The 18,611-nt window shown below is 39.2% G+C and carries 10 protein-coding genes; 5 read left to right on the top strand and 5 right to left on the bottom strand.

Annotation, left to right across the window (positions count from 1 at the left end):
• The first annotated feature begins 250 nt into the window (after positions 1-250).
• Positions 251-1,150: an aspartoacylase gene (locus tag ACEYW6_RS18680; RefSeq protein ID WP_412980907.1), complete on the top strand. Its 900-nt coding sequence runs from the start codon at positions 251-253 to the stop codon at positions 1,148-1,150.
• A gap of 64 nt (positions 1,151-1,214) precedes the next feature.
• Here ACEYW6_RS18680 and ilvD read toward each other — a convergent pair whose 3' ends face one another.
• Positions 1,215-2,924 carry a dihydroxy-acid dehydratase gene (gene ilvD, locus ACEYW6_RS18675; RefSeq protein ID WP_412980906.1) on the bottom strand — a complete coding sequence of 570 codons (1,710 nt, stop codon included), beginning with the start codon at positions 2,922-2,924 and terminating at the stop codon, positions 1,215-1,217.
• Between the two features lie 405 nt (positions 2,925-3,329).
• Positions 3,330-5,705: a hypothetical protein gene (locus ACEYW6_RS18670; protein ID WP_412980905.1), complete on the bottom strand. Its 2,376-nt coding sequence runs from the start codon at positions 5,703-5,705 to the stop codon at positions 3,330-3,332.
• A gap of 519 nt (positions 5,706-6,224) precedes the next feature.
• On the opposite strand from ACEYW6_RS18670, the gene ACEYW6_RS18665 reads away from it, so the two are divergent.
• Together ACEYW6_RS18665 and ACEYW6_RS18660 are read left to right on the top strand one after the other, a co-directional pair.
• On the top strand, positions 6,225-7,394 hold the full coding sequence (locus ACEYW6_RS18665; RefSeq protein ID WP_412980904.1) for a glycosyltransferase family 4 protein: 1,170 nt from the start codon (positions 6,225-6,227) through the stop codon (positions 7,392-7,394).
• A 210-nt stretch (positions 7,395-7,604) separates the two neighbouring features.
• Complete coding sequence (locus ACEYW6_RS18660; protein ID WP_412980903.1) at positions 7,605-8,744, top strand: glycosyltransferase family 4 protein; 1,140 nt, start codon at positions 7,605-7,607, stop codon at positions 8,742-8,744.
• Between the two features lie 18 nt (positions 8,745-8,762).
• On the opposite strand, the gene ACEYW6_RS18655 is transcribed toward ACEYW6_RS18660, so the two are convergent.
• Positions 8,763-10,385: a 2-isopropylmalate synthase gene (locus ACEYW6_RS18655; protein WP_412980958.1), complete on the bottom strand. Its 1,623-nt coding sequence runs from the start codon at positions 10,383-10,385 to the stop codon at positions 8,763-8,765.
• Positions 10,386-10,480: 95 nt separating this feature from the next.
• On the opposite strand from ACEYW6_RS18655, the gene ACEYW6_RS18650 reads away from it, so the two are divergent.
• Together ACEYW6_RS18650 and ACEYW6_RS18645 are read left to right on the top strand one after the other, a co-directional pair.
• The gene (locus ACEYW6_RS18650) at positions 10,481-11,161 is read left to right on the top strand and encodes a GntR family transcriptional regulator (RefSeq protein ID WP_412980902.1); all 681 of its coding nucleotides are present in this window, start codon (positions 10,481-10,483) and stop codon (positions 11,159-11,161) included.
• A gap of 199 nt (positions 11,162-11,360) precedes the next feature.
• Positions 11,361-11,801: a hypothetical protein gene (locus ACEYW6_RS18645; RefSeq protein WP_412980901.1), complete on the top strand. Its 441-nt coding sequence runs from the start codon at positions 11,361-11,363 to the stop codon at positions 11,799-11,801.
• Between the two features lie 194 nt (positions 11,802-11,995).
• Here ACEYW6_RS18645 and ACEYW6_RS18640 read toward each other — a convergent pair whose 3' ends face one another.
• Positions 11,996-12,562, bottom strand: coding sequence for a nuclear transport factor 2 family protein (locus tag ACEYW6_RS18640; protein ID WP_412980900.1), 567 nt, complete (start codon positions 12,560-12,562; stop codon positions 11,996-11,998).
• 539 nt (positions 12,563-13,101) lie between these two features.
• On the bottom strand, positions 13,102-18,525 hold the full coding sequence (locus ACEYW6_RS18635) for an AAA family ATPase (protein WP_412980899.1): 5,424 nt from the start codon (positions 18,523-18,525) through the stop codon (positions 13,102-13,104).
• Positions 18,526-18,611: the final 86 nt, after the last annotated feature.

Raw genomic sequence — 18,611 nt, 5'->3', positions numbered from 1 at the left:
CGCTAAAACTAACAGCTTAACAGTTATCACATTTTGGCTCGAACATCGAGCGTAGGCGTAGCCCGCACTTCTCTACGAGAGGCTGCGCCCTAAGCGTAGCTATGCCGCAGGCTTTACGACAAAGCTCAGTGACCATCGTAGACATCGCGTCAGTCTTTTACAAGATTTAGTCAGCAGCAGTTATACTTCTATCTTGTATCTCCCACCATTATCAATAACTGTAGAGTATTTTTTTAGATATGAGGTTGTTATGAGTCAGATTGAACGAGTTGCGATCGTTGGAGGAAATCACGGTAATGAGTTAACAGGAGTACATTTAGTCAAAAAGTTTCAGCAGTATCCTAATTTAATCAACAGAGTAAGTTTTGAAACTCTGGCATTACTTGGCAATCTCAAAGCTATTGAAGAAGGCAAACGATACATTGACAAAGATTTAAATCGTTGCTTCACCAATCAAGGCTTACAAAATCCCCAACTTTTAAGTTATGAAGATACGCGGGCAAAAGCAATTCAACAGATACTACAACCGCAAAATCAGCCTTTTGTGGACGTAATTGTTGATTTGCACAGCACAACTGCAAACATGGGGTTAAGTCTGATATTTTGTGATATGCATCCTTTCTTACTTCGGTTAGGCGCTTATTTAAGTTCTATCAATCCGATGGTAAAGATTTTTGTTAATCAACAATCTAGAGAAGGTGGTTTTCTCCGTTCTTTGTGTGAATTGGGTTTTGTTATAGAAGTTGGTGCTGTAGCTCAGAATATTTTAAACGCCGAATTATTTCAGAAAACAGAACAGCTTATTTATGCAATTTTGGATTATTTTGAAGGGTATAACCAAGGTAATCTTCCGCAGATAGACAGCAAGCTTACACTCTATCAATATATTAAGACTATTGATTATCCGAGAAGCGATGCCTACGGCGGGCTGCGCCTACGCGGTGAAATTCAAGCCATGATTCATCCCCAGCTTCAGTTTAGGGATTATGAACCTTTGAATCCAGGCGATCCAATGTTTTTGACTTTTGCAGGAAAAGATATTTTCTATGAGGGAGAGTCTACTGTTTATCCTGTTTTTATTAATGAAGCAGCTTACTACGAGAAAGGAATTGCAATGTATTTAGCTCAAAAACAACAAGAGGTAGTTTAATTTATTCGCTCTTTTAAACACTCTTGTAGAGAGACACGATATATCGCGTCTCTACCCTTACTCCCTACTCATTAAATAAATCCAAGTCTGTGACAGCACCAACACTGCTAGAGGAAACTAACTTAGCATATTTAGCTAAGATGCCCTTTGTATAACGGGGTGGACGGGGTTGCCATTTGGCGCGGCGACTGGCTAATTCTGCATCGTCTATGTTTATTTGTAACAAGCGTGAATTAGCATCAATAGTGATGCTATCACCTTCTTCGACCAGAGCGATCGCACCACCAACGGCGGCTTCGGGAGCAACGTGTCCGACTACCATCCCGTAAGTACCGCCTGAGAAGCGCCCATCAGTAATTAATCCGACTGCATCACCTAAACCCGCACCAATAAGTGCTGAGGTGGGAGCCAACATTTCCCGCATACCAGGACCGCCAATCGGGCCTTCGTAACGGACGATAATTACATCACCGGCTTTAATCTTACCTGCAAGGATGGCATCTAAGCATTCTTCCTCGGAATCAAATACCCGTGCAGTACCTGTAAGACTGGGATTTTTCACCCCGCTAATTTTTGCGACTGCTCCTTCTGTAGCCAGATTCCCTTTCAGGATGGCTAAGTGACCTTGGGCATACATCGGGTTATTCCAAGGACGAATCACATCTTGATTAGTGGGTGGTTCATTGGGGACATCTGCTAAAATTTCGGCGATGGTTTTACCTGTGATCGTGATACAGTCACCGTGAAGTAATCCATGTACCAATAGCATTTTCATCACTTGGGGAATACCACCAGCTTGATGTAAGTCTGTGGCAACATATCTACCACTGGGTTTTAAATCACATAAAACAGGGACACGACCACGGATAGTTTCAAAATCATCTAGATTAAGTTCTACACCAGCCGCACGAGCGATCGCCAGAAAATGTAATACGGCGTTAGTTGAACCACCCACAGCCATAATTACAGAAATAGCATTTTCTATAGATTTACGGGTAATAATTTGCCGGGGTAACAGTTGATTGCGAATTGCTTCTACTAATACCTTGGCTGATTCTTCGGTGCTATCAGCTTTTTCCTCATCTTCTGCCGCCATTGTGGAAGAATAGGGTAAACTCATGCCCATCGCTTCAAAGGCTGAAGACATAGTATTAGCTGTGTACATCCCACCGCAAGAACCCGCACCAGCACAAGCACGGCGTTCTACTTCCATCAGTTCGGTGTCGTCAATTTTACCAGCACTGTATTCACCCACAGCCTCAAAGGAACTCACAAGAGTCAAGTCGCGACCCTGGTAGTGTCCGGGTTTAATTGTCCCACCGTAAACAAAGATAGCCGGGATATTCATCCGTGCCATTGCAATCATTGCCCCTGGCATATTTTTATCACAGCCACCGATGGCAATCACACCATCCATACTCTGACCATTACAGGCTGTCTCAATGGAGTCAGCAATCACTTCTCGTGACACTAGGGAATATTTCATCCCCTCAGTTCCCATCGAAATCCCATCGCTAATAGTAATTGTGCCGAACATTTGCGGCATTGCCCTAGCTAGTTTTATTCCAGCTTCAGCTATGAGTGCTAGTTGATTAATACCCATGTTACAGGGAGTGATGGTGCTGTAGGCATTAGCCACACCCACAATTGCTTTGTTAAAGTCTTCATCTTGAAAACCTACTGCACGCAGCATAGCCCGATTTGGCGATCGCTGCACTCCTTGTGTGACAACTTTACTTCTAAAATTCTCTGACGAAATTGTTTTTTCACCCATTGCTCTGGCCTCGCTCAAATCTTTGTACGAGTATGATACGTAGACTTTTTTAAGATGTCCAATATATATTTATTTAAAATTGAGACTTATAAAATATCAAAAATATGGAACTACGACACCTGCGCTACTTTATTGCTGTAGCTGAGGAACTACCATAATTCTTTCCTTATTGGAATAATCCTTACAGCCCTAACTAGGGATTTACTTTCCAGAAGCGAATCAAGCCAGCTTTTTCGTCATGAATACGCTGTTCGGGTCATGAATGTAGTCAGCGAAGGGGCCTCGGTACTCGAACCCATACCGTATGTACAATACTCGTGCTGGGGCGAACTATCGTACCGCATCTGAGTGGGAACCGCTATAGTTGAATTTAATTACCAAATATTATTGCCCTGCTGTAAATACTCACCCCGGCAGCCGATACATAATTACTTTTCCTTTCCAATTTTCTTCCACAAATACCAGATACTCACCATTTGAACGCCGAAAAGCGCGGATACCGTAAGGTATATCAATCCAGCCACTTTCGCTGCCAACTTCTGGACCTGGTTTTAACTGTTGTACTTGTGCTCCCGTCTTGGCATTGTAGACATATACCTCTGCGGTTTTAACTGTCACGGCAAATACATAATCTCCCGCCACACTCATGGCCGCCGTAGACACTTCGCGTTTGCCGATGGTGTCGTAAGGAATTACAATCCGCCAACGAGGAGTACGATTTCCTTGACTCCAATTGTCAAAACGGGCAATCTCAGATCCAGCAACTCCAGCATCGTCACCGAATGCAGGGTGATCTACTGTAAAGCCTGACAAATACATAGTATCTGTTTCGGGGAAATATTCGATCCGCCGCAAATCGTTAAATATGTTGGGAGTAGTTTGCTTTTCCATCGAACCATAGCTGTAGATGGGGTTGCCTTTAGCATCTATTCCCTGTAAAGGATAATGTCGAATGCCATCTTCTGTTCGCAAAGCTTTCCAAACATCTCCTTTGCTGTCTACCCACCAGCCGCCGATATAGGGATAATCTTTGCTGGTATCATATTCCTCCTTTTCAAATTTGCCATTACCGTTGCGATCGCGCCAGATCCATTCCCCTTTTTCTGGTTGATGCGGTGGCCAATTTCCGGTGATAAATGGTTTATCTGCGCCATTGCTACCGACAAACATTCCGGCTGGTATAGCAACTTTGCCATCTGTGCCTGGATTAAAACGATATATTTGCAGAAAGCTGTTATACATATCTGTGAGGAACAAGAACGGCTTCCCTTGGATACGGCGAACAAAGGTTCCATCTGGCGATGTATGCAGTCGGGGATCTTGAGGATATTTAAAAGCATTTAAGGTGTAGGCTTTGTAAGTCCATTGCTTACCAGCAGGCTTACTGTAATCCATTAGATAGTGTTCTTGTTTGGTGAATACATCTACACCATCAGTTTTAGGATCGGCATCTGCATTATCGACGAATATCAATCCTAGCGATCGCCACATTAGTTTTCCCGATGGCGAAAATTTCCGCAAATCTGTTCCTGATTTGTTGAAACCATTACTATTTATATAGATATTGCCGGAAGCATCTGTACCAACTCCAGTAAGCCCGTAAAGTTTCAAATCTTGAACTTCACCAGGAACTCCTGCATAGATACCGCCCTTAGAGCCGAAACTACCCACCTGCGTCGGCTTATCTTTGATGTCATAAATCAACATTTGCTGACGCGGCCCATTTTCTGCCACCAACAGCTTACCTTGATGATTAATTGCGATCGCAGTTGGTTCAACAATATCTGCAATCTGTTGGGGTAATTGCTTTCCACTCGGCGAATAATGAAGAATCTTGGCAGGCTTACTACCATTTTTGCTTTGAATAATCCACAGATTTTTTTGTGGATCAATAGTTATTGCTCCCGGATTAGCAACGGTAAAGGTGCGTAGTTCCTTCATCGTATCAGTATCATAGACACGAATCTGGTTGGTAGCAAAATCACTCACATACAACTCGTTACCCACAGTTGCTAATCCAGTAACTTCACTTTTAGTACTGGTAATTAACATACTTTTATCCCAGCCACGCCCTTTAGGAAAAGGTGCTGGTTTTCCCGACAAATCATAGCGTCTAACGCAATGCCAAGTTGTTCCTTCTGCTGGGTAATCTTCATTGGTTTTGCCCCTCGATCCCTGAGTCATGGCAATGTAAATATATTTACTATTTGCTGTTACAGCTTTGCCACCTCCACGACTCCAACCGTGAGTATCTCCAATAGCACCAATAACCTTACCATCCTTATATATGGCTGCTTCCATTCCCGCTTCATCCCAATGGCTGTTAGTATAAACTGTGCCATCAGGGGCAACATACATTGCCTCAATATTGTTTTGTACCCGCAGATTTCCACTGCCAATCGTGTTACCTATCCACGATGTTTTATAAGTAGGTGTGGACGCTCCCGTATTGTTTTGTACTAGCAGATTTTCACTGGCAATAGTATTACTTATCGAGATTTCTTTATGTGTAAGTGTGGGTGTTTCAGTATTGTTTTGTATCGACCTTTCACTGCCGATAGTATTACTTATCGACGATGTTTTGTAGATAAGCGTGCGTGTTCCACTTGTTGCCCAGTCTGTTGTAATTCCAAGAGTAGTAACAATTACTCCAACAGTCAGACTGAGTAAAAAGTTGAAGGTTTTACTTTTTTGTATATATCTAATCTTAAATATTTTTTTGAGGTGCTGGTTGAGTCGGTGACGGAGTTTTATTAACTGCGTCAGTAATTTATTTTTCATATATTTTTTAAGCTTTTAATTATTTATATACAATCATTTTTTTGGTAATCCGCAAAAATATAACTATTTTGAAGTGGCTAAGATACAGGCTATCCATAGACATCACATTTAATAGCAAGTTTTACATAAGCTTTATAAAACTCACCTAATTATTTGAATTTTCAACTAATACATTTAAGGTATTAATATTTACCTATCATTTAATAGCAGTGGTAAAAATTAATACAAAACAATTCTAAATTTATTACTTTTTATCAGCTTTTCTCTCTCCCTATATAGCATTCATCTTTCTTAATTGGCAGGTATCATATATGTCTAGCTCGGTGTTGTTTAGTTACTAAAAACACAATTTCACTTCCTTGTTGACGTTGACATATAAATAGTTTATAAATTGGTGTTCTATACAAAAGCTCTTATTGATAATGTATATTTGAAAATTTTAGTGATTCCGGTTTGTATACAGATGTGGACGCGCACGAATGTCCGCCTGTTTTAAATATATTTATAGGAAATACATCAATGGGAAATAAATCAGAAAACTTTGCTTCATCGTCTGCATCTATTCTCACCCTTGGATTGGGCTGGTTTCCCAAAAGTCCCGGAGGACTAGAAAGGTATATTTATGAACTAACTCATAAATTAGCAGCCAATCAAGACCAGGTTGAATTATGCGGAGTCGGTCTACCAGAGGCGGAAATAAATTCGCCGATTAAGCTAACTAATTTGGCTTCTGTTGATAGTGCTATTTGGCAAAGATTATGGTCGATTCGCAATAATTTTCAGAAAACAAGAACAAGCAAACCAGATGCTATTAATCTGCACTTTGCACTATATAGCTTTCCTATTTTGGATATTTTACCAAAGGGAGTACCAGTTACTTTTAACTTTCATGGTCCTTGGGCTTCTGAGAGTCAGCAAGAAGTGGTTAATAAAAACCTTAGCCTTTTAATCAAGCACTGGCTAATAGAAAAAAATACTTATAACCGCTGCGATCGCTTCATTGTTTTGAGCAAAGCATTTGGTAAAATTCTACATGATAAATATCAAGTACCGTGGAGCAAAATTAATATTATTCCTGGTGGAGTTGATATTAACTGGTTTCAGCCAAATTTATCACCCCAAGAGGCTTGTGCAAAGCTAGGCTGGCCCAGTAATCGGCGGATAATATTTACATCCCGCCGCTTAGTACATCGAACCGGTGTTGATAAACTATTGCAAGCACTGGCTATAATTAAGCCCAGAATACCAGATGTTTGGTTAGCGATCGCAGGTCGTGGTCACATCCAAGCTGCACTACAACAACAGGCTACAGAATTAGGACTAGATGACAACGTTAAATTTTTAGGTTTTCTACCTGATGAGCAATTACCTATAGCTTATCAAGCTGCTGAATTGACTTTAATGCCTAGTCAATCTTTTGAAGGGTTTGGATTAGTAATAATCGAGTCTCTAGCCTGTGGTACTCCTGTTTTATGTACTCCAGTTGGCGGAATGCCAGAAATTTTATCAGAATTCTCACCCGATTTAATTACTACTTCAACCGAAGCCTCAGCCATTGCTGAGAAATTAGAACAAGTGCTTTTGGGAAATATTCATATACCTTCACGAGAAGCCTGTCGTCAGTACGCCACCACACACTACGACTGGAATCAAATTGCTCAACAAGTACGGAATATTTTATTAGCTTAAACAAGTGATTGTAATAGTTAACTTTTTAAGTTATGTGGAAAAGTCCACTAAAAACCTAACTCCCTAACCCCCTTGCCAACGCGGGAAGGGGGAAAATTCAAAGTCTCTCTCCTTTTAGGAGAGAGATTTAGAGAGAGGTTTTCCAGATGCCATGTAATAGATATTAGGGGCAGTACGCGGGTCAAAATTAGATAATAAAATAGAGGCTATATGAGAATTCTTTTCTTAGATCAAAGTGGTAAACCAGGCGGTGCCGAATTATGTTTAATAGATATTGCTAAACCTTATGGCGATCGCGCTTTGGTAGGTTTATTTGCAGATGGCCCATTTAAAGATTTACTACAACAAAATCATATCCCCGTGGAAGTTCTCGCAACTCAAGCAATCCAAGTTCGCAAAGAAAGCAGTTTGCTACAAGGATTCAAGAGTCTAGGACAACTTGCACCTTTAATTACTAAGGTAGTTAAAAAAGCCCGTGAATACAATTTAATCTATGCCAATACCCAAAAAGCATTAGTTGTAGGAGCATTAGCAAGTTTTTTCAGCCGTCGCCCTCTGGTTTATCATTTACATGATATTCTTTCCACAGAACATTTTAGTCAAACTAATCTTCATGTTGCTATTAACCTAGCTAATCGTTTTGCCTCATTAGTAATTGCTAATTCACAAGCTAGTAAAACCGCCTTTTTACAAGCGGGAGGAGACCGAAATTTAGTTGAAGTTGTCTATAACGGCTTTGATCCAAAAATTTATCAACCTGATGATTCTGACATTAACAAATTACAGCAACAGTTAGGGTTAGAAGGAAAATTTGTAGTGGGACACTTTAGTCGTCTTGCACCTTGGAAAGGGCAGCATGTTTTAATTGATGCCCTTGCCAAATGTCCGCCAGAGGTGATAACAATTCTAGTGGGTGATGCACTGTTTGGCGAACAAGATTACGTCCAAAAGTTACACCAACAAGTTGCCGAACTGGGACTAGAAAACCGCGTTAAATTTTTAGGATTTCGTTCTGATATTCCCCAGTTAATGGCAGCTTGTGACTTGGTAGCACATACCTCTACTGCCCCAGAACCTTTTGGTCGAGTGATTGTAGAGGCGATGCTATGTGGAAAAACTGTAGTTGCAGCAAAAGCTGGAGGTGCAATGGAATTAGTAGAACATGGACTTAATGGTTTTTTAGTGACACCAGGAGAATCCCAGGAACTTGTACAAGTAATTATCACCTGTCTTCAGGAGACGGAAATAACTGCAACTATAGCCAATAATGCTAGGACTACTGCTAGTCGGCGTTTTGATGTTGCAATTATTAATCAACAAATTGCCCAACTACTATCTGACAAATTATAATTACCTGATTAATCTAATCTACCTAGATACAACAGCAGAGTCTGTCTCATGCAAATGGGATCTATCAGTTTGGGTTTGCAAGTAACGATAGAGACGATTCAGGGCATTTACATGAGCATAAGCTGCGGCTACTACAATATCAGTATCAGATGCTTGTCCAGAGAATATCCGCTCTTGATGCTTCAAACGAACTGTGACAGTTCCCAGTGCATCAATTCCTCCAGTCACAGATTGGACAGAAAATTCAATCAGTTGATTGGGAATCTGCACCAATCGATTGATTGCTTGATACACCGCATCCACTGGGCCTGTGCCTACACTCGCATCTGTGAGAATTTTGCCCTCAGGAGTGACAATTGTGATGGTTGCAGTTGGGCAAGTACAGTCACCGCAGATTACCTGGACGTGTTCGATTTGGAAGCAACTTTCTATTTGAATCTGCGTCTCATCTCGAACGATCGCTTCTAAATCCCAATCTGAGATTTCTTTTTTCTTATCGGCGACTTCTTTGAACCGATTGAAGGCTTTATTCAAGTCTGCTTCATTCAGTTCAAACCCCAATTCCTTCAGCCTTGTACGGAAAGCATTTCGTCCAGAGTGCTTGCCCAAAACAATGCGATTTTCGGGCAAACCGATCGCAGCAGCTTCCATAATTTCATAAGTCTGGCGGTGCTTGATGATCCCATCTTGGTGAATACCAGACTCATGGGCGAAAGCGTTTGCTCCCACGATCGCCTTATTAGGCTGAATCAGCATCCCAGTTAATTGAGAAACCAAGGATGAGGTTTTATAAATCTCCTGAGTCTTAATATTAGTCAGGGGTGTATCGGCATCAACCGGACGACCAAAGTAAGGATTGAAAAAGGGTTTGCGAACCTGCAACGCCATGACAATCTCTTCTAAGGCTGCATTGCCTGCTCGTTCCCCAATGCCATTAATGGTACACTCCACCTGACGCACACCATATTCAATTGCTGCCAAAGCGTTAGCTGTCGCCAAACCCAAATCATTTTGGGTGTGAATGGAAAGAATCACTCCATCGATATTAGAAACATGTTCTCGAATTCCCTGAATCAGATTTCCGATTTCCTTGGGTGTGCAGTAACCAACGGTATCAGGAATGTTGATTGTAGTTGCACCTGCTGTGATCGCTCTTTCCAAAACTTGATACAGAAACTCTGGTTCAGTGCGACTAGCATCCATTGGTGAAAATTCTACATCGTCTACAAACGACTTAGCATAGGCAATCATTTCTGATGCGATCGCTAATACTTCGCTACGAGATTTTTTCAACTGATATTGCAGGTGAATATCAGAGGTAGAAATCATCGTGTGGATTCTAGGACGAGCCGCACCTTTCAAAGCTTCGGCGGCGGCGTGAATATCCTGGCGAGTGGCTCTAGCTAAACTGCAAATGATTGGCCCACCAGATATTCCAACTTGTTCAGCAATGGTTTTGACAGCTAGAAAATCTCCCGGACTAGCAACGGCAAAACCGGCTTCAATCACATCGACACCAAGGAGAGCTAGTTGATGAGCGATCGCTAATTTCTCTTCTACATTGAGGGTTGCGCCCGGTGACTGTTCGCCATCCCGTAAGGTGGTGTCGAAGATGATAACTCGGTCTGGTTGAGATGCGATGCTCATAACTGTCTCCCGTGGTATTGAAGGGATGTTTCAAAAACTTACTTTGGATATTGTATACAATCTTTTGGATATTGTATACAATATTCAATATGAACTTAAATGACTTAGCAGCCAATGTGCTGCAACAACAACGCAGTACCCCAGATTTAATTGCCGATGCTTTGCGGGAAGCGATTCTGGGCGGCATTTTTCAGGAAGGACAATCCTTGAGACAGGATGAAATCGCCACTCAGTTTGGCGTTAGCCGCATTCCCGTGCGCGAAGCCCTCAAGCAGCTAGAAGCAGAAGGATTGGTGACACTGCATCTAAATCGTGGTGCGATCGTATCTGTGTTGACAGCACAAGAGGCGCAAGAAATTTGTGAAATTCGCAGCGCCTTGGAAGTGAAAGCGATGCAATTGGCAATACCTAAGTTCAGGGAAACAGATATAGAAAAAGCTGCTGTGATTTTGGAAGCTACAGATCAAGCAACTGATGCAGGTGTGTTGGCAAAACTCAACTGGGAATTTCATGCGACACTGTACGCCACTGCTGAACGTCCCCGGTTGCTGGCAATGATTAAAACTTTACACGTTAATTGCGATCGCTATGTCCGGGTACAATTAGCGCAAATGGATTACCAAGAGCGATCGCAAAAAGAACACTATCAACTCTTAGATGCTTGTCAAAAGCAGGATACAAAAACTGCTGTCAGGTTACTGAAACGACATATTGACACCGCAGGAGAACAGCTAATTGCATACTTGCAGCAAATTGCTCAGAAACGCTGATTCTTGTTGGAAGGAGATGATCTAGCAGAACAGATTAAACCGGAAATTACCACTATCCTGTTCAACAAACCTCTCCCTACCTTGAACTAAAGTTCAAGTCTATCCCTCTTCGACTCGGAAAGGGACGGTTTTACATCGTAAAACCAGGGAGAGGTCTTTTTATTCAGCTCACGTTGTTCAGAGAAATAGGTGGTCATCCATGAAAAAACTGATCCAGCGTATTAAGAGATTGCTCCAACGTATCTTCAATAGTTTTGCATCCACTCCTCAGCAACCATCACCCTTAATAAATTCTCGCCCTTTAGACACTTCTATTCCCAGTGTTTCTCCCCGATGGGAGTCTGGTTTGGTGCTTGTGTGTTCACAATGTGCAAACGAGCAATCAGGCTCAACGGCTTCCGAAGACTTAGAGAATTGGTTAAAATCACGTTTAAAATTTGAGGGATTATGGGGGGAATTTCGGGTCGCTAGCACCAGTTGTTTAGGAGTTTGTCCAAAATCCGGCATTACTGTCGTTATTGTAAGTAATGGAAGTGGCGGTAATAGTCCATGCTTAATTGTAAATCCTCGGAGCGATGTCTACGACGGGCTACGCCTACGCGAACTTCTTTACTCACGCATCAAACAGAATAAAGATTGATTTTGCAGCTTTACTAACGCTGAGATTAGGATATTTATTTCACGAAATTATTGAATACAAAACTATGTTCTTTATTACACAATAGTTCGGTTAAGTGGCAAAGCAAAAAGGGATGAATTAATATATTCACCCCTTAGCTTTTTTCCACAAGAGAAATGAAGAATACTTATCCAAATCTCATCTCTAAAGGATTACTACTTTAAGCGAGGTATATTTGGTATTACCAAGGTACTTGAGGAATTAGTGCTTCGGGCATTAGTGCTTGAGGAAGCAGTAGTTGGGGAACTAAGATTCAAGAAATCGATGAGTTTGAGAGTACGTTTACGAATTTTCCAGCGCCCATTTTTATTGATAACTTCATCTTCATAAGTACCATTAGCAACATCAATGCTGGTTTCCGAACGTTTGTGAGTTGCATGGAGGTAAGAGGTCATCGTTGCTTGATTATTTTGAACTGAAATGTTTATCGTACCTATCAAGTGTTGGGTAGCTGTATAACCATTTCCTTGGAATACTGAATAGACAAAATCTGCCCAAGAATCTGTTCCAAAACGTGTTTCACTCGCCCCATCAGGAAAAATGGCAGTGAGGACTGCATCTTGAGTAAAACAATCCCGATAAATATTCTTTCCCTCTAGGAGATTTCCTCTACCAATAGCATCAGTTCCTAACGCGTAACAAGATGTTAATTTTTGAATTTCTAATTCTGCGTTAGGTTGAGATGCACTTGCTAGTTCAAACTTACCTCCAATAAACAGCACAAGAGTGACTGCAAGCACAATCAAAGTTATACGATTTAACAAACACGAGATAGCCTTTGGAACTATTCGCCCACTTTCTCTTCTCTTTTCCACAGGATGACCACCTTAATTTTTACAATTTTCGTATCTTGTACTTGCTGTAAACTCAAGTTTTTGCTGGACTTGTTAGATCATAAAAACTTGGCTAAAATCCTTGGGAATTTAGCGAGAGCTTACTTTGATATCAGCTAGTAAATTAATTTACTAGTAAACAAGAAAAATAGTACAAGATTTGATGTATGTAATTATTTATAACAGATGAATCATGAAATTCTGAGTATTAATTATCACTGTATTTGTGTTGATTTGATTAAGTAATAAAGTTATCATTTGCATAGTTTTATGAAAAAGTAAATAACCTTTGCTTTACAAGTTTTTCCAACTAAAATAGAATTACTATAGCAATATTTAAACATTCGTGATATGAAAAATACACGACTTATTTGAAAAGTCGCGTATCTGCGGATATAGCTTTGCTAATGCGTCTCTAGCATGAGAAATTATTCTCCCAAAACGGGAATAGAAATTATAAATTCTGTTCCTTGTCCCAACACTGATTCACAAATCAAACTTCCACCGTGATTTTCTACTATAATTTGGCGACTAATAGATAATCCTAATCCTGTACCTTTTCCTACACATTTAGTAGTAAATAAATTTTCAAAGATACAGGCTTTAACCTCTTCTGACATCCCCTTAGCATTATCTTGAATCTTAATTATCAGATTATTATCTTCATCTATCTTAGTGAAAATAGTAATAGTATTAGGGTGATTGTCTTGAATTTCTATAAAACTACGACCAATATTTGCTTCTTCTAAAGCATCAATTGCATTTGCAATAACATTCATAAACACCTGATTCAATTGTCCTAAATAACATTTGACTAGTGGGATATTTCCGTACTGCTTAATGATTTTAATTGCCGGACGATTATGATCAGCCTTTAGGCGATGCTGTAAAATCAATAAAGTACTATCAATACCTTCATGGATATTAGCTAATACTTTAGAGGTAGTATCAGCCCGTGAAAAAGTACGAAGGGAAGTACTAATGTTACGAATGCGCTGTGTCCCTACTGTCATACCATCAATCATTTTTGGTAAATCTTCTAGCAGGAAATCTATATCTATTTCTTCGGCTTTTTCTTCAATTTCAGCACCAGGATTTGGGAACTTTTCTCGGTACAGTTGCAGATGCCCTATTAAATCTTTAACAGTATCTTTTGCTTGGACTATACTACCTGTAATAAAACCAACCGGATTGTTTATTTCGTGTGCTACACCTGCAACTAAATTACCCAAAGAAGACATTTTTTCACTTTGGATAAGTTGTAGTTGTGCCTCTTGGAAATCTTTTATTAACTGTTCTAATTCTCTAGATTTGTCTTGTTCTCTTGTGTACAATCGGGCATTTTGTATGGCAATAGCCATTTGAGAAACCAAGACTTTTAACACCTCTACCCTTTCTGGGACAAAAGCTCCTGATGATATCTGATTTTCTAAATAAATAATACCTGTAAGCTGTGATTGGTAAATAATGGGCAAGCAAAAGATTGATTTTATTTTAGATTCTTGAATATAAATATCAAGGTTAAAAGGTTCTGTAGATATTGCATCATTTAATACAAGATATTGCTGAGTTCGAAAAACGTAATTAATTACAGATAGCGGTAAATCCTGATAGGTTTCAACAGGAATAGAGCGTAAAACTGTCACTACATCGTCAGTAAGATTTCCAGAAGCTTCGATATATAGTTGATTATCTTTAAGTAGAAGTAGTACTGCTTTTTGTGCAGCAGCATTTTCTAGTAAAATTTTGATTAGCTTGCTCAACAAATTTTCTAAAATAATTTCATTGGTAATCGCTTGCGAAAACTTGATGAATGCATTAAAATCCAAAAAATCACTCAAGCTGCTATTAGTAGTCGTGGTAGTGGTAAGATGAATTGTATCTATTTTTGAAGTAGTAGTTTCTATCGTATTAGTTTGTCCTACTAGAAAAACATACTTTGATTCTAAGTATTTAACTTTAGCGATCGCACCCCAACGAATATAGGCATAATAGGCTTTAGTTATATAAGTTTGATGAATTAACTCTTTACCTAAAGATTGATAAAATTTTCCTGCTAACTCATAGGCTAAAGCTTCCTCTTGGAGAAAACCATTTTCTTGAGATTTTGCAATAGAGTTTTCATAGTAGTCCATTGCCTCAAGCTTTTGACCCAAAACCTGATAACGTTCTGCCTCCACGAGATAAAATCTATGTAAGTGATTCGTTGGAGCATGATTAGCCCAGAGTTCCATCTTTTGCTGATTAGCTTGGACTTTTTCCAGAATAGCTTGCTGCTCAGACTCTTTAGCAGTATGATATATTGCCAAATGGGCTAAAGAATCATAAAAATAGAACAGTGGAACAACAAACAACCCTGTAACACCACCTAAAGATTTTTCTGCGATCGCAGCATTTTCTACAGCCTTAAAATACTCTCCAAATATGTAAGAAAGCATTAGTTTATTAACAAATAGATGGTTAATTGTGTAAAGGTCATTTACTTGCTGATGAATTGGTAGCATCCTTTGCTCGTCGTAGGATTCTCCAATTAAACAGTCCACCTTTTCAAAATTTCCTTTCAAATTCAACACTGTTTGCAAATATACTAAGTTCCAAGTTAAAGCTACTTGTTGATTAATTTTTTTCAGCGATTCACAATAAGCTATCAGTTCTTTTTCTAGAACCCAAAGTTCTTTACCCAGCCAAAATGAATGATAAGGATAAATGTAACCACAATAGCCAGCATATTCTAAATCTCCAGTTTCTAGACCACTAGAATATCCTGCCATTGATGATGTTAATGTTTCCCTAACATGCTCTTTCCAATGCATAACATGAGCGCTAACAACCGTTAAAATCTTAGCCTTGAGTTCTTCAGCATTAAATTGCGATACCAGACGTGAAGCTAATTTACCAAATTCATAGCCAGAATCAATTTCTCCTTGAACTCCACAAAGGAGCAATCCATAAAGGCTATAACCATAGGCAGATACAGCCGTATTGCCATACATTAAGGACAAATTGACCATTTTACAGACAATAATTGGCATCATTGCAGGAGCAGTTTGAAAAGCCGCAGGAAGAACTCCCATTAAGATTCTCATGGCTGCAATCTTGTTAGGATCGGTCATTAATGGTAAGTCAATTAAATCTGCAATGGCTTTCCCTTTCAAAGAAGCAGCGATTTCATCCATCCCCTGCTGAATATCAAATGATGTTGGTTCACTTGGAAAACTTATTCCTAACAATTGCAAAATTGATACTGCTATTTTGATAGCTTCCAATTGTTTGCTTTGAATGATAGAAGCGATAATCTGTACTTCATAGACTTTCACTTTATCTAAAAGGATTTTGGCTTCTTGCTGCACCACCTCAGACCATTGTTGCATCTGCTCAAAATTACCGCCCAGATAGGCTGCCTCTGCGGCTCCTTCATATAAACCTATGGTTAGGGTATATTCAGTTTGCCAAGCGTCTATATTTAAAAGTTCTATCCCATTTGTGAAGTATTTAAGAGCCACTTCGTAAGCTGTAGAAGCTTTAGCTTTTCTTCCTGCAATTAAATTTAATCGTGCCAATTCAGTTTTTTCAGATTGCTCTATCAGGTTAACAATACCTACATTCAACTGATTGACGATATCAAAAATGTTAGATTCTATTTCCTCCTTAGGTATATTTTGGAGAAGCAATTGCCCAATCTTCAAGTGAGTCGATTTCTTTTGTTCTTCTGGAATCAACGAATATGCTGCTTGTTGTACTCTGTCATGTAAGAACTTGTAACCCACACGTGAGGTATCGAAATTTAAATTAACCGCTTCTTCTTGATTAAAAACTAAAGGAATACGGTAAGCTTCACTTAAAGGCAAGATTAATCCCGCTTGCAAAGCCGAGTGTAGATCATTTGCGGTCAATGAAGCTGATTTTTCATTGACTATCGATAAAACATCCAGACTAAATCTATCACCTACACAAGCTGCTAATTTTAAAACATCCTGGGTAAACTTTGGTAGCTTTTGAACTCGACTTGCAACTAATTCAACTACATTTTTATCGGTAATTCCAATTGATTGGATATCTTCTAGACTCCACTGCCATTTAGCATTAATGAAATCAAATGTTAAAAGTTTTTCTTGATGAAGTGCTTGAATTAGTTGTGTTATAAAAAATGGGTTGCCACCTGTTTTGTTAGAAATTAATTCAGCTAGTTGGATAATTTGATTGTCTAATACTCTGTTTTCGGAATCATGATTAACTTCTGTGTCCTGTAGAGTGTCTGCAACTAACTGAGTCACATTCCCTAAATTTAAAGGTTGCAAGACAATATTATTGACAACCGTGCCACTATTTTTAATTTCTTCTATTTTTTGGATTAAAGGATGTGCCGGACTAACTTCATTATCTCTATATGCCCCAATAAATAACAGATATTTGCTGTCTGTATCAGTTATGAGCAGTTGAATTAAATTCAATGTAGCTGAATCTGCCCATTGTAAATCATCTAAAAATATGACTAAAGGATGTTCTTTTTGGGTAAAAACTTGGATAAATTCTTTAAAAACACGGTTGAAGCGATTTTGTGATTCTGTTGCACCAATTTGGGCAATTTCAGGCTGTGTACCAATGATTAGCTCTACTTCTGGAATTACCTCAGTAATAACTTTTCCATTTGTTCCTAAAGCTGATAGAATTTTATTCCGCCATGTTTCTATTTTTTCATTATTTTCAGTCAGCAAATACCGCATTAAATAAGCAAAAGCTTGAATTAAAGAAGCATAAGGGATATTTCGCTTTAATTGATCAAATTTACCAGAAATAAAGTAACCTTGTCTGCGAGTAATGGGTTTATTAACTTCGTTGACTAGAACTGATTTGCCAATACCAGAATAACCAGAGACTAGCATCATTTCACTAGTTCCAGATGTAACGCGCTCAAATGCAGCTAAGAGTTCATTAACTTGTTCTTCACGACCATATAATTTTTGTGGGATTAATAACTGGCTTAAGATATCTAAACGACCTGGAACAAAATCATTAATTGTACCCTTAGTTTCTAACTGGTTGAGACATAATTCTAAGTCTGCTAATAATCCTGTGGAACTTTGATATCTGTCTTCCGCATTTTTCGCCATCAACTTCATGACAATTTCTGAGACGACGGCAGGAATTTTTGGATTTAATGTCTGCGGTTTTATTGGTTGAACAGCAATGTGACTATAAACTATTTCTAGGGTGTCTTGGCTAAAAAATGGTGTTTTCTTAGTGAGCATTTCATACAAAGTCACACCAAGAGAATAAAAGTCAGTGCGATAATCGAGAATGCGATTCATTCTCCCAGTTTGTTCAGGAGACATATAGGCAAGTGTGCCTTCAACGCAGTTAGGATTAGTAAACTGAGGATTTTCTTTATTGAGGCGGGATGCTATACCAAAGTCAGTGAGTTTAACAATACCTGTCTGGGAGTTAATGATGACGTTACTAGGTTTGATATCTTTATGAATAATCTGGTGTTTATGCAAATAATCTATAGCTTTGGTCAGTTGAATAGCAATGTTTAAATACTTAATTAAGTCAAGTTTTTCTGTCTGTAGAAGTTGATCTAAAGATTGACCACCAAAGTCTTCTAACAACAGTCCTACACGATTATCAAAGGTTTCCAAACTAATGGCTTTAACTATATTGGGATGGTCTAAAGTTTGCTGAATTTGATACTCATTTTTAAGGCGAGTAAAGGCTTCGAGGGTAGGGTATTCATTTTTAAGCAACTTGAGGATAACTCGCTGTTGCGTCTTTGGGGTTTGTGTTTGATAAATAATTGTTTGGATTCCTTCGTGGAGAGTCGAGTTGATTTGGTATCCAGTACGATTTGGCATTGATTTTTGACTATCAAGTTACAAAATTAGCATCACCCCTCGTCTTGTCATCAAAGGGGTTCTATTTTAATTATTCCCAGTACGTA

This window comes from Nostoc sp. UIC 10607, from assembly GCF_047228265.1.
Taxonomy (GTDB): Bacteria; Cyanobacteriota; Cyanobacteriia; order Cyanobacteriales; family Nostocaceae; genus Nostoc; species Nostoc foliaceum_A.
This window is presented reverse-complemented; position numbering and strand designations above follow the sequence as displayed.